This is a genomic window from Streptomyces sp. SPB162, assembly GCF_029504575.1.
In the GTDB taxonomy this organism is placed as follows: Bacteria; Actinomycetota; Actinomycetes; order Streptomycetales; family Streptomycetaceae; genus Actinacidiphila.
Window position 1 is genome coordinate 290330 of record NZ_JAQFII010000002.1, and the last position, 13551, is coordinate 303880.

Consider the following 13551-nt stretch of genomic DNA (forward strand, 5'->3'; position numbering starts at 1 on the left):
ACAGATCCGGGACCGTCCTCACCCTCCTCGACCCCCGCTACCGGTCGCGGCGGCTGTCGGCGGATATCCGGCGCCTGCCGTTCCACGAACGTTCGCCCAGCTGTCCCTGCCTGCGGTCGCGTGCCGTCCCTAGAGTCCTTGAGGGGTTCGAGAGAAGGGGCTCATGGACGGACTCGTCACCATCCGGGCGCGCGGGATCACCAAGTGTTTCGGGGACGTCGTCGCCCTCGACGGCGTCGATCTCGATGTGACGCAGGGGCAGATCCACGGCCTGGTCGGCCCGAACGGTGCCGGCAAGACGACACTGCTCGGACTCCTGCTGGGCCTGGCCGTCGCCGACAGCGGGCGCCTGGAGATCCTGGGCACGCCGATCGGACGGGCGCCGGCCGCTCCCGACGGTGTCGCCGGTTTCGTGGACGGGCCCGGTCTCTATCCCTCGCTCACCGCCCGGCAGAACCTCTCCGCGCTGGCCGCTCTCCGCGGCCACGACGCGCGGGCGGCGGGCGTCGACGACGTGCTCGCCCAGGTCGGGCTCACCGATGTCGCCGACGACCGGGCCCGGGGTTTCTCCCTGGGTATGCGTCAGCGGCTCGGGCTCGCCGCCGCCCTGCTCACCAAGCCCCGGTTGCTCGTGCTCGACGAACCTTCCAACGGCCTCGACCCGGCCGGCAAGAAGCACGTGCACGGTGTCCTCACCCGGCTCGCCGCGAACGGAACCTGCGTCGTGCTCTCCAGCCACCGCATGGAGGACCTGGAGGCACTGTGCTCCGAGGTCACCATCCTCGCCGCCGGGCGGGTCGTCTTCTCCGGACCGCTCGGCAAGCTGGCCGCGGAGAATCGCGAGCTCGACTATCAGCTGCTCACCTCCGACCCGCGGGCCGCCCGCCGGCTGGCCGGCGAGACGGCCGGGATCCGGGTCGTCGACGACGCCGGGGCACGGCAGGACGCCGACGTGCTCGTCGTGCGCGCGCTGGTGCCGGCCCTCGACGAACTGGTGGTGCGGCTCGTGTCGGCGGGCATCGCGCTGCGCGGACTGGCACCCGTGGTGTCGCCTCTCGAGGCCGCGTTCCTGGCCCTCACCGAGCAGCAGGAGGCCGACCGGTGAGCACGACCATCACCGCCGACCACGCTTCCGGCGACCACGCCACCACCACCGGTCGCGTCTCGGGAGCGCGCTGCTACCGCTTCGAACTGGTCAAGCTGGTCTCCCAGTGGCGGATCCGCCTGCTGGTCCTCACCTGCTGGATCGCGCCGGCCCTCTTCGTCGCCGCGGTGAGTCAGCAGAGTTCGCTTCCCGTCGACACCCTCTTCGGTCGCTGGATGCATGCCACGGGGTGGGCCGGGCCGCTCGTGATGCTCGGTTTCGCGGGTACGTGGGCACTCCCGCTGCTGACCTCGGTGGTCGCCGGCGACGTGTTCGCCTCCGAGGACCGGCTCGGCACCTGGCGCCACCTGCTGGTGGCGGTCCGCTCGCCTCGGCGGATCTTCGCGGCGAAAGCCCTGGCCAGCCTCACCGTCATCCTGCTGCTCGTGGCCGGGCTGGCTTGTTCCAGCGCGGCCGGCGGGCTCGTGGCGGTGGGAAACCAGCCGCTGGTCGGCCTCGACGGCCACCCGCTCACGCCGGCGGACGCGGCCGGAAAGGTCCTGCTCGCCTGGGTCTGTGTCCTCGCACCGACCCTGGCCCTCGCCGCGATCGGCCTGCTCGGGTCCGTCGTGCTGGGGCGGTCCCCCATGGGGCTGCTGCTGCCCGCGCTCGTCGCACTCGCGATGCAGCTCGCCCAGATGCTGCCGCTCCCCGTCGCCGTACGCCTCGCCCTGCCGAGTTACGGCTTCATCGCCTGGAACGGTCTGTTCACCAGCCCGGCGCAGCTCCGTCCGCTCCTGATCGGCATCGCGGTCGCCTCGGTGTGGGCCGTGACCGCGACGGCGCTGGCCTACGTGCTCTTCCTGCGGCGCGACTTCACCGATCTGACCCACGACGGTCCGGGGCGCCGCGCGGTCGCCGTCGGGGTCCTGCCGCTCGTCGGGCTGGTCGCCGCGACGGTCGCGGTCGTCGCCACGTCGACCGCGGCCACCGGCTCCGGCATCGAGCAGGACAAAGTGCAGCGCTCGGTCGCCACGGCGTTCGCCCACCTCTATCGCCTGCAGACCCGGCAGCTCCATCGCCCCGACGTCGGCGAAGCGCGGCTGAGGGCGACGGCGACGTGCACCAAGGGCGGGGTCGACACCGCCGCCCAGGGGCCGGGCAACGGCTGGCGCTGCGTCGTCTCCTGGCATCTCCCCGACGTCGAGGCCGTGGGGACGGCCGTCTACCAGCTCGACATCGCCGCAGACGGGCGGTTCGTCGCCGATGGCGACGGGCCGAAGGAAGTGAACGGCTACTTCCTGGTGCGGACCCCGACCGGAGACGCACCGAACCCGCTCTGGCAGTTCGACGGCAACGTCGAACTGCTTCCCGCCAGCTCGAAGGGATAACACCATGCAGGTAACACGCCGCCGGCGGCGTGCCGAGAGGGCCCGTTTCGGCTTTCTCGGCAGACGGATGAACCGCCGCATACCCCTGGTGACCGTGGGCGTCACCGCTGTCGCGGTCGCCGCCGCCGGCACGGCTTTCGCCCAGACGCACCAGTTCGGCACCGATCAGGTCGGCCAGACCACCGATCGGGGCCAGGTCATCTCCAGCGACCAGTACATCGCCCCGTACGGCGACCGCCTGGTCGTCAACAACGGCAAGATCATGTCGTCCTCCGTCAGCCCGGACGGCACGCACCTCGCGGCCTCGGTCACCGACGGTGGCAGCGCGCTGTCCATCGTGGACCTGAAGAGCTGGAAGGTGCAGCAACTCGTCGGCGCCTCCGCGTCATCGATCCCGCGCATCGGCGGCAATGACGTGGGTCAGGAGGGCCCCACGTACTCGCCCGACGGTTCGCAGCTGTGGCTGGGCCAGACAAACGGCTACACCAGGTTCACCGTGAACCCGGACGGCAGCGTCGCCAACCCGACATCCATCCCGATCCCGGCGGACGGGCCCCGACACGCCCTGGTGGGCGAGGCGGTGTTCTCGCCCGACGGTTCCACCGTGTACTCGGTGGTCAACGGCCAGAACCGGGTGGTCGCCATCAACGCGGCGACCGGGGCGATCCAGCAGAGCTGGGCCGTGGGCAACGCACCGCGCGACATGGTCCGGGTCGGCACCAAGCTCTACGTCAGCAACGAGGGCGGGCGTCCGGCGAGGCCCGGCGAGACCACCGTCAACTCCTACAACACCCAGGTCCCGGCCAGTCCGGTGACCGCTGCCACCACCACCGGCACGGTCAGCGTCATCGACGTGGCGAACCCGGCCGCCGCGGTCGCGAGCATCGACGTCGGTCTGCACCCGACCGCCCTGTACGTCAAGAAGCGGGCGCTGTTCGTCACCAACACCGCCACGAACGACGTGTCGGTCATCGACACCGCCAGGAACAAGGTCGTGCAGACCATCGCCACCCGGCCGTGGCCGGAGGCGTCGGTGGGCTATGAGCCCAACGGGGTGACACTCACCGACGACGGCCACCTGCTGGTGACGCTCGGCCCCGCCAACGCGGTCGCCGTCTACCGGTACACGACGCCGCAGGAGCCGGTCGGCTACATCGGCCTGCTCCCGACGGACTACTTCCCCGCGGAGGTCGCCACGGTCGGCAACCAGGTGCTGATCTCCAACACCCGGGGTGTCGACGCCCGCCGCCCCACCGGCAGCGCCGGGCACGCCACCCACGACACGACGTCGAGCGTGCAGCGGTTCACGCTGCCGAAGGACCGCGTCATCAAGTCCGAGACGGCCAAGGTCTTCCGGCAGAACGGCTGGAACAACGGCGCGGTCACACTGGCCAAGGGCAAGGGCCATGCGAAGCCGGTGCCTGTTCCCGTGCGGCTCGGCGACCCCTCGACGATCAAACACGTCTTCCTGATCGTCAAGGAGAACCGGACCTACGACCAGGTCCTCGGTGACATCCCGGCGGGCAACGGCGAACCGTCGCTGACGCAGTTCGGCGAGAACGTGACGCCGAACCAGCACGCGCTGGCGCGACAGTTCGGGCTGTACGACAACACCTACGACATCGGCACGAACTCCGCCGAGGGCCACAACTGGCTGATGCAGGCCGACAATCCGGAGTACACCGAGTCCTCGGCAGGCGAGTACCAGCGCAGCTACGACACCGAGGACGACGCGCTCGGCCACCAGCGGAGCGGCTTCATCTGGACCGGTGCGCAGGCGGCCGGCAAGTCCGTGCGCGACTTCGGCGAGTTCCAGCAGTTCCTGACCAAGCCGACGGGCGCGAACTGGCCGAACCTGTACTGCGACACCAAGAACATGGCGGCCACCGGGCAGGACACCGCCTACCCCCTGGTCTCGTCCTCGCCGATCCCGTCGCTCAACGACGTTTCGGTGCACGGCTTCCCGAAGTTCGACACCAGCGTCCCGGACATCTACCGGTACGAGATCTGGAAGCGTGACTTCGAGAAGAACGGCCCGGCGAACCTGAACATGTTCTGGCTCTCCAGCGACCACACCGGTGGTCCGGTGAACGCGCCCGCCCAGGTCGCGGACAACGACCTCGCGACCGGCAAGATGATCGACGAGATCTCACACAGTCCGTACTGGAAGGACTCGGCGATCTTCGTGCTCGAGGACGACTCCCAGGCCGGTCTCGACCACGTCGACGGCCACCGCGCCCCGATCCAGATCATCAGCCCCTGGGCCGGCCACGGGGTCGTGGACAGCCGCTACTACTCGCAGATCACGGTGATCCGCACCATCGAGCAGATCCTCGGGATCCACCCGATGAACCAGAAGGACAGCGCGGCCAGCCCGATGACCGGGGCGTTCACCAGGAAGGCAGACTTCACCCCGTTCACGGCGCTGCCCAACCGGACCTCGCTCACCGCCGGTCTGCCCACCCCGCCCTCGTGCGGCGCGGACACCCCGACGGCGCAGAACCCGCGTGCGGCGGCCGTGCCGTCGGCGACGGTACCGGCGGACCAACGGGACGTCGCGGCGAAGTGGGAGCAGTGGAAGTCGCAGCAGCGGTTGACCGGCCCGGACGCCAAGCCCGACTTCGCCAACCCGGCACAGATGAACCACTTCACGTGGTACCAGACGGACGGGTGGACGAAGCCGTACCCCGGTGAGGACCGGATCTACGCGCCGCAGGACGTGCCGGGCGCGTACATCCCGTCGGCGGAGTCCGACGGCTGACGCCGCTGATCGCCTCGACCAACCGCCCCTGGCCGGTCTCACCACACGCCAGGGGCGGCGGGCGCGACGCCGGCCCGAACGCTGAGGCGTCGTGCCGCGTTATGCCCGGTGCCCCGCTGGGATGATCGAGATGTGGTCCAGGTTGCACACCCCGGCATCGGCACCGGCCACGCGGTCGGTCTGGGCCCGCAGCGCGACGCTGGCCAGGGTGACCACCAGGTCCGCGTCTCGGGCACCCCCCAGAACCACGCTCACCCACCCCGAACCCGGGACCAGGCGCAACGCGGTGGAGTGCCCCAGTTCCTCACGCAAGCGCTCGATCGCGGGTCGGCCCAGGTACAGGTCCGCCTGCCGTTCGGAGTGGAAGTGGGCGATCTCCCCACCATCGGCCAGTACAGCCGTCCCCGTACCGCACCGGGCCGGGGCCGCGGACATACCCGGGCCACGCCATCAGGTCTTCCAGAGCACGACGCGCAGATGCCATGCCCACATCCTCAACTGTTCGCCCTCGCTGCCGCTACCCCCCGGGCGCAGCGGGTGCGACCGCGGTCAGGACGTGATCCGGCCGTCCGGTCTCGTGGCCCCGCGCCGATCGCGCCGGCGGAGGGCGCCTCAGGCGCTTTCGACCCAGCCGAGGGTGAAGCCGGTGTAGACGATGCCGCCGGCATTGCTCTCGTAGAGGTCCCCCACGGTGCCGTCGTTGAGCACGGCGGTGGTGGAGTAGCCGCCGCTGCCGGCCTTGAGGACCACCTCGTGCGGCCAGCCGGCGCCGTCGTCGTGGCTGATCCGCACGGTGATGTCCCGCCGGGTGCTCTGTCCGGCCGCGTTGCTGAGGATCGCGGTCGCGGTCAGCAGCGGATGGCCGGCGGCGTCGACCTCGGTGGGCTTGAGGTAGGACACCTCGTCGCCGTTGCACGCGGGGTCGAGCAGCCCGGAGTTCCAGGCGGCGCCGTAGGCGGAGGCGACGTCGGCGGCTCCGGTGTCGCTCGCGGTGGTGTACCAGCGGTTGCCGCCCGCGTCGGCGCGCAGGTTCTGCACCACCTTGCCTGTGCTGCGCTGGATGGTCTTGCTCTCGTTGAAGCCGACCGCGGCGGACGCGCCCGCCCGCCAGGTCACGCCGTGGTCGTCGGAGTAGATGTTCGAGGCGTGGTCGCCGGCGGCGTCGTGGTAGACCATCGGCTGGGCCAGCCGGCCCGACGCGAGTTGGACGCCGTGCCCGGAGGCGGCGAGCATCCCCGCCCAGCCGGCCTGGCGCACCTGCGGGTTGAGGTCGACGGGGGCGCTCCAGCTCGCCCCGGCGTCGGTGGAGGTGATGTAGCGGATGTGGGTGTTGGTGGTGGCCGTCGCGGTGGTGTCGCCGGCGGTGGAGCCGGTGTAGCCGACGCCGACTTTCGGGGCGTAGGTGAAGAAGCAGTAGACGGTGCCGGTGGTGCGGTCCACCAGCAGGCTGGAGTCGCCGTAACCCTCGCCGGTGGTGGGCGCGTGCGCGATGATCGCGGGGGCGGTGAAGGTGGCACCGCCGTCGGTGCTGCGGGACATGGCGATCTGGATGTTGTTGGTGCCGCCGCCGAGGTCGGAGTTCCCGTCGACGCGGGCGTCCATGGTGGCGATGACGGTACCGGAGCCGGTGACCGCCAGCGCGGGGATGCGCACCGATTTCGCGGTCCCGTCGTACCGGCCGCCCGCGCCGTTCAGGCCGGTGATGATCGTGCCCGTGGTCAGCAGGGACCGGGCGTTCATACCAGGGGTCCCGGGGGCGGTCCCGCAGGTGGCGGTCCCGGACTCGTGGTGGCTCCAGGAGCCGGCGGTGGTGTCGAAGGTGTACGGGGTGCCGTTGGGGACCGTCCAGAGCAGACTGGTGTCGCCGGACATGGCCGGCACGGTGACCGTCCAGGGGGAACCGGATCGGCCGGGCCAGGCGACGGAGAAGGTAGGGGCGCCCGCGGTGCGGTTGTCGAGCGTCATCCGCAACCGGTGCGCCGCGGGTGCCGATCCGTCCGCGTTGCGCGGGCAGTCCATGCTGACCAGGGCGTGCAGGGCCGTGGAGCAGTCCAGGGTGCCGCCGACGGTGTCGTCGTAGCCCTGAGGGGTGGTGGTGTGCAGGGTGTAGGCGGTGCCGGAGGGCTTGGAGAAGGAGAAGTGGCCGCTGTCGCGCGCGGCGACCCGCGCGGACCACGTGCCCGTGCCCGGCCAGTCCACGGTGAACGTGGTCGGTTGCGCGGTGTCGTTGACGACGGTCTCCTGGATCCGGCCGCCCGAGGCGCAGTCCTGGGAGACGACGGCCGACTGGCCGGCGGTGGCGGCGTGGGCGGGCAGCGCCACGCTCGTGACGCCCAGCGCCAGGGCGAGGACGGCGGATCCGGTGGGACGTGCCACGGGGTACTCCTCATGGAGAATCGACACTGGAGACGGCGGGGGCGCGGCCACGGAGAAGCCCGCTCCGGCGCGGTCCGGCGCGGCGCGAGGTGCTCCAGGACCTCGCTATACGGAGTAGGCGCCGAGTTCCCGACGCCACGCCGCACCCGACGCGCCGTTTCCGTGCGACATCGTGGACAGCCCACCGCCCCGGCCGTCCCCGTGTGAGGTGTCGGCCACCGCTCCACACCTCCGCAGTGCGATTCCGAAACTGACCGACGCCCTGGGGCCGCGGGTGAACACCGGAGGTCCTACCCGGCGGACGCGCTCGTCGCGTGCGGTGCCTGTTCGACGGTGTCGGCGAGCACGAAGGCCCCGCCGTAGCACCCGGCGCGTCGCCATGAGAGGCGGCTGCCGGTGGTGAACCGGTCCGCGGAGGGCGCACGGGTGGTCGAAACGATGCACGACGCGCCCTTCACCACTGACCGGGCGCGGTATACGGGCGACCGCCGTGGGCAGGGTGATGAAGCATGCCATCGTGATAGCGCGCCGGCATGCGGGTGAACATCCCGGCTGCGGGTACCGCATGCCGCTCACACCCGCCGAGACCTTGTCGACGACGCACCCCGATGCGGGGGTGCCCATGCTGGAGTCGCCCCCGTGGTCATCACCGTCGCCCGTATCACCCGCGCACCGGCACTCAAGGCATGCCCCGGCTGCGGGGCCTGGTGCCCCGACCTCCGCAACGTCTGCCGGGCCTGCGGCCACCCGTTCTGACCCCCGGGACCTCGATCGGGGTGCAAGGGGCGTCCGCTGCGGCGCCTGCCGTCGTGCCTCGACGAAACGGGGCACAACGGCAGGCTGGGGCACAGGCTTCGGTTCAGTCGGCGAGAACGGCGGCCCGCTCCGCGATGGCCTCGGTGCGGGGCTCCGCTATCCGTAGGTAGTCGCGCACGTCCAGGGCCACGGACAGGTCCAGGTCGGCCGCGTTGAAGAAGATCTCCTCGTGTTCCAGCAGGGCCGGGTCGACGACGAGTTCCAGCGCGGGATCGAAGGAGAAGGGCACGATGGCACCGCTGACGCAGCCGGACAGGCGCTCGGCGGTTGCGCGGTCGGCGAAGGACGCGTCCCGTGCCTCCCACAGCTCCCGGATCCTGCCCAGGTCGACCCGACGGTCACCGGGCACGACGGCCAGGACGTAGTGGGAGCTCTTCTTGGTCACCTTCACCCGTACGACGATGCATTTCGCCGCCTGCTCCACCGGATGCCCGCGCAGGGCGCTGGCCAGGTCGGTCCTGCCCTCGGGCGCGTGCTCGATCCGTCGGAAGCGGGCGTTGTGGACGGTGAGGAGGTCGAGGAGACGAGCGCGTGCGGTGCGGTCGGCGGTAGCGGGCTGAATCAGTGTGTCGCTCATCCCCAGACCATCGCGGAGTCCAGTTGGTTGTCGGCAAAGCCGAAGAAGAATCCCATGGTCAGCCGATCGGAGCCGCCGACCCGCTCGATGGAGTGGTAGCGGGTCGGGTTGATCAGGTAGACGTCGCCGGCCTGCGGCTTGAACTCGTGGCACGGGTGGCCGTCCACCACGGGCCTCGTCGTAGCCGAGCCCGCCGGCGATCTTGTACCGTTCGTCGGCCGGTTCCCAGGCGTGCTGGTAGATGCGCAGCTCACCGCCCTCGTCGCACTCCTGAAGGCACACCACACAGCTCAGCTGGTAGGCGAGGTCGGCCAGGACCAGGCCGGTGCCCTCGGCGTCGCGCATGATGTTGTCGTTGTGCAGGGGGTTGCGCACGCCGTCGGCGTGGATGCGGACGACCGAGGCGGCGTAGTCCCGGCCGTCGGACTCCCGGGCCGGTTCCATCGAGTCGAGCCCGAAGGCCTCGCACAGGGCGGAGCGGACCTGCTCGTTGAGGTCGAACCCGACCTCGTCGAGCATCGTCTTGGCCTGCTCCGCTTCGGTGAAGTAGGCCCCTGGCTCCGCCAGGTACTTGGCGAGGTAGGGACCGATGGTGGTCAGGCTGCCGTTGGCGTAGGCGGTCGTGGACGCGTTGGCGAAGAGCTTGCCGACCCGCTCCAGATTGTCCGTGAAGGCCTCCGCGGGCAACAGGTTGCGCAGGACGACGACGGCTATGTCCCCCTCGGCGAGCCGGCGCAGCAGGCCGGCGTCCGGACGGCCGGCGCTCGCGTCGACGACGACTCTCGACCAGGACCCGGTGGGTGTCATGACGATCTCCTTCACGTGTACGAGAGTTCGGTCTCGGCGGAGGTGAACTGGAAGGCGTGAACGGTGTGGGGTGCGAGCGGTTCCCACTGGTCGGCCGGCGCGAGGTCGGGGATCACCTCGGAGGCGATCACCGTCAGGTCGGGGGTTCGCAGCCGGTGCATGCCGAAGTAGCGCGGTGAGCCGGCGCCCTGGGGCGTCCAGTGGATGACGTGGGCCGCCCGCGGGCTGATCGCGATGGCGTTGCCCGAACTGCCGCCGGGCGGGATGGCGTCGAGCCGCCGCAGGGTTCCCTCCGCGTCGAGTGCCTCGGTGCCGGCGGGGATCACGTAGTCGAAGTACTCGCGGGAGTCGAAGTCGGACGACTCCAGGTCGAGCAGGCGGTGGACCGTGGGCAGGAACCCGTTGTGCATGAAGTACCAGGGGGACTCGCCGTCCCGGTACAGGGGGTGTGTGAACGCCGGCCCGTGGTTGCGGGAGAGCGTCGCGTGCCGCGCGTGGATCGCGAGCAGGTCGGTCGACACGTCCCCGACCGGTGACTCCTGCCAGCTGTCCCCGAGCGGGCGCACGTCCCGGTGGACGCCGAGTCCGTGCGGCGCCCCGCTCTCCCGCCACACCGCCCCCCAGCCGTTGGGGTGGACGTCCGTGGGCCCGTCGTGGTCGGCGGTGCGGCCGCAGCTCATGGCGACGGCCGCGTCCAGCATCGCCTGGGCGGAGAAGCGGCCCTGAGCAAGGATGAGACGGCACATGGGGAGGATCAGCCTCGCAATCGGGTGGCGACGAGCGATTCCAGGAGGACGCGGACCTGTGTCGGACCGTCGCCCACGGCCACGACCCGGGCTTTCGCGCCGATGTGCCGCGACAGGTCGGAGGCGAGCAGTTCACGTTCGTCCGCGCTGAGTTCGTCGTACGGTGGCGGGGGCGGCGACGGCACGAGCTCGATGCCGGGGTCCGAGGCGGCCAGCGCCCTCGCGGCCGCCAGTTCCTCGTCCGAGACGACGGAGACCTGGCCGGCCGCCCCACCGGAGGCTGCGGGCAGCACCGGGGACGTGCGATCCAGCTGGACCTGGAAGACCAGTTCGGCCCACCGGATCCCGGTGGCCCGCTCGACGAGCGCCACCAGTCCCCCGCCGGACAGCCGGAATCCCATCTCGACGAAGACGGGTCCCTCGGGACCCTGCAGGACGTCGATGTGGAACGGGCCCTCGGAGTATCCGACGGCCGCCAGGCAGCGGTCGGCGAGCTCGCGCAGTTCGCCGTCCGCGCCGGCGCCGTGGGTGGCGATGTGGCCCACCTCGCGGAAGCCGGTGAGCGCGGGTGCGTCCGGCACTTCCTCGAGCGCGGTGATCTTCTCGCACACGCTCAGGAGCAGCGCCCGGCCGTCGACCGCGACGCCCTGCAGCGAGACCTCGGGTCCCTTGACGAACTCCTCGGCCATGACGGCGCCGAAGGCACCGCCACCGTAGTTGCGCCGGTCCCGCAGGTCCGCCAGGGCCCGGCGTACTCCCGCCGCGTCGTTCACGAGCGTGACGCCCAGGCCGCCACCGCCGTCGACGGGCTTGACGACCTGGGGGTAGCCGAGGTCGTCGGCCCGTTCGGCGTCGTGGAGCCCGAGTGTGAGGAACCGGGGCTGGAGCACGGAGGGCGCCGAGCTCACGAGCAGCGCCCGTTGCCGTGCCTTGTCCGGTGGGGAGAACGTGATGCCCGCGTGCGGCCAGGGCGCCACCCGCAGGGCGCGTGCCACCTCGAAGGCCGCGTACACATAGCGTTCGAAGCCGGTGAGGAGTAGACGGGGCCGGATGCCGGCCGCGTCGAGGGCGGCCCGCACCTGCTCGGGGTCCTCGGGCCGCTCCACCGGGAGTTCCAGATCGAAGGGCTGCCGGCCGAGCAGCCCGCGCCAGCGCAGATACGCCGCGGTCTCCACCAGGACCGCCCGCATGCCGCGGCTTCGGGCACAGTCCAGATACGGGTCGAGGCCGTCGCGCGTGGCCCCGAGTTGAACGAAGTCGCCGGCCGGCCGCGGCGACGGGTCGTCGTGCGGCACGTTCACCGTCCGGATATCAGCTCGGCGACGACCGGGCCGTCCGCCGTGTGCCGGGTCTGGATGACCTGCTTGTGCGGGTCCCCGTCGAGGATCGAGTCGATGAGTTCACCGCTGCCCGGGATGAGCGTCGGGAGCCGCAGTGAGGAGCCGTAGAGGACCTGGAGTTGGTCCACGGTCAGTCCGCTGATCCGCTCCAGGTCGGCGGCGAGCGCCGCGTCGGCCCGCGCTCCGCCGAGCAGGGCGTGCACGTCGTCGGCCACCAGGCCGGGCTGCTCCGCCCGCAGGAACTGCTCGAGCCTGACACCCTTCTCGGTGAAGGGGGCGTGGACCATGGTCACGAGGTGTTCCTCGGTGAGTCCGTACGCGTCCAGCGCGTAGGCGTCCATGGCCGCCCGCATCCGCTCGGCGCCGCCCTCGCCGTCGTACCGCTCGCGGACCAGGGCGACGAGCTGGGGCGGGAACTCCTTCTTGTGCATGAGGGACACGGCGAACTCGACGTACTCGCCCAGACCTTCGGCGTAGGTCCGGCCGTGGCACCGCTCGGCCTTGAGGGCGCGCAGGTGGGCCATCAGGGCGGGGTTGCCGCAGTCGGACTCGGTGAAGCTGAAGGCGAGGTCGTCGAAGGTGAACTGGAGGAACTGCGTGAGCAGTTCCCAATGGTCGCCCGAGGCGTAGGCGGTGTCGTCGTAGATGGAGAAGAACTGCAGCCCCGTGCGGACGTCGGTGGTGATCGCGTGCTCGGCGACGAGGTCGGACGTCGCGTCGCCGTGGATGTCGGTGAAGTAGGCCTGCGAGATGTTGTTCAGCGCGCTCAGGAAGCCCTTGAAGCCACGGCGTTCACCCGGCTCCGGCTGGAGTCCGAACTTGCGGGCCAGCCGGGACACCCACAGGTAGTAGTCACGCTGCTCCTCCCGCGAGTCCCCGGTGATGATCAGGTCGACGCCCCCGTCGTGGCCGGCGGCGAGGCCGAAGGAGTTCACCATGGACAGGTTGCAGGCGTTGCAGAAGGTCGGGCGCGCGTCGCCGGCCGTGCGGTGGCCGGTCATCAGGATGTCCAGCCGGTTGCGCTGTATGACGTCGGCCGCCTGCGGCTCGTCGACGTCGAAGGTCTTGATCTGCCGGCCGTCGATGAGGAGGAGTTCGCACTCCGGGTCCCCGAACAGGTCGAGCGCCCGGTAGGCGCGGTCGATGTTCTCCATCACCGCGCGCGGCATCCCGGCGTGGCGGTTGGTGGCCACCCGCATGCGGAAGGTCGATCCGTGGATCTGGGACAGGATGAGCTGCATCGCCCTGACGAAGGCCAGGGTGTAGGAGCTGTCCTTGCCGCCGCCGTAGGCGACGAGGACCACGTTGCGCTCCAGTTGCGACTTGTCCGGCAACTCGGCGTGCAGCCGGACCGCGCAGCGCACGGCACCCGCGTAATTCTCCGCGGACATCACCTCCCGCAAGTCCCGCAGAGCCTGGTTCCGCAACTCGTCGAACTCCTGCAACGGCTTTTCGAGCACGCCTGTCGGCATCGTCGACACATTCCTCTCGTCAGATCCCTTTGGGCGGGGAGAAAATAAAGGCAATTTGGACATGCGGGCCCGGACTTGCGGATCCGAAGCATGCCGGAGCACGGCGAGACAACACGCCGCAGAGACATGAAAAGGTTCGACTAAGCAGCACGCTTACGATGGACGCAAGTGGCGTGCCGGC

Annotated in this window: 9 protein-coding genes; 3 read left to right on the top strand and 6 right to left on the bottom strand. The window is 70.7% G+C overall.

Going from position 1 to position 13551, the window contains the following annotated elements; genetic code table 11:
- Nucleotides 1-163: 163 nt before the first annotated feature.
- Genes M2266_RS31255 through M2266_RS31265 form a run of 3 tightly spaced genes read left to right on the top strand, consistent with a single transcriptional unit; the run spans nt 164 to nt 5236 of the window.
- Nucleotides 164-1105 (top strand): ABC transporter ATP-binding protein, encoded by a 942-nt coding sequence (locus M2266_RS31255; RefSeq protein WP_277441639.1) that lies wholly within the window; start codon nt 164-166, stop codon nt 1103-1105.
- Nucleotides 1102-2475, top strand: coding sequence for an ABC transporter permease (locus tag M2266_RS31260; protein ID WP_277441640.1), 1374 nt, complete (start codon nt 1102-1104; stop codon nt 2473-2475). Before M2266_RS31255 ends, M2266_RS31260 begins: the two co-directional genes overlap by 4 nt.
- A 4-nt stretch (nt 2476-2479) precedes the next feature.
- Nucleotides 2480-5236 carry a bifunctional YncE family protein/alkaline phosphatase family protein gene (locus tag M2266_RS31265; RefSeq protein ID WP_277441641.1) on the top strand — a complete coding sequence of 919 codons (2757 nt, stop codon included), beginning with the start codon at nt 2480-2482 and terminating at the stop codon, nt 5234-5236.
- A gap of 99 nt (nt 5237-5335) precedes the next feature.
- Here the strand turns inward: M2266_RS31265 and M2266_RS31270 are convergent, their stop codons facing one another.
- The 6 genes from M2266_RS31270 to M2266_RS31295 form a co-directional block, all read right to left on the bottom strand.
- The gene (locus tag M2266_RS31270) at nt 5336-5671 is read right to left on the bottom strand and encodes a luciferase family protein (RefSeq protein ID WP_277441642.1); all 336 of its coding nucleotides are present in this window, start codon (nt 5669-5671) and stop codon (nt 5336-5338) included.
- 177 nt (nt 5672-5848) lie between these two features.
- Nucleotides 5849-7612, bottom strand: coding sequence for a sialidase family protein (locus M2266_RS31275; RefSeq protein ID WP_277441643.1), 1764 nt, complete (start codon nt 7610-7612; stop codon nt 5849-5851).
- An 859-nt stretch (nt 7613-8471) separates the two neighbouring features.
- Complete coding sequence (locus tag M2266_RS32500; RefSeq protein WP_346780973.1) at nt 8472-9812, bottom strand: YbaK/EbsC family protein; 1341 nt, start codon at nt 9810-9812, stop codon at nt 8472-8474.
- A gap of 11 nt (nt 9813-9823) precedes the next feature.
- A complete protein-coding gene (locus M2266_RS31285) occupies nt 9824-10558 on the bottom strand; it encodes a hypothetical protein (RefSeq protein ID WP_277441644.1) in 735 nt (244 codons plus the stop codon).
- Between the two features lie 8 nt (nt 10559-10566).
- Nucleotides 10567-11859 carry an ATP-grasp domain-containing protein gene (locus M2266_RS31290; protein ID WP_277441645.1) on the bottom strand — a complete coding sequence of 431 codons (1293 nt, stop codon included), beginning with the start codon at nt 11857-11859 and terminating at the stop codon, nt 10567-10569.
- Complete coding sequence (locus M2266_RS31295; RefSeq protein ID WP_277441646.1) at nt 11856-13370, bottom strand: PqqD family protein; 1515 nt, start codon at nt 13368-13370, stop codon at nt 11856-11858. The genes M2266_RS31290 and M2266_RS31295 overlap by 4 nt, the downstream gene beginning before the upstream one ends.
- Between the last annotated feature and the right edge of the window lie 181 nt (nt 13371-13551).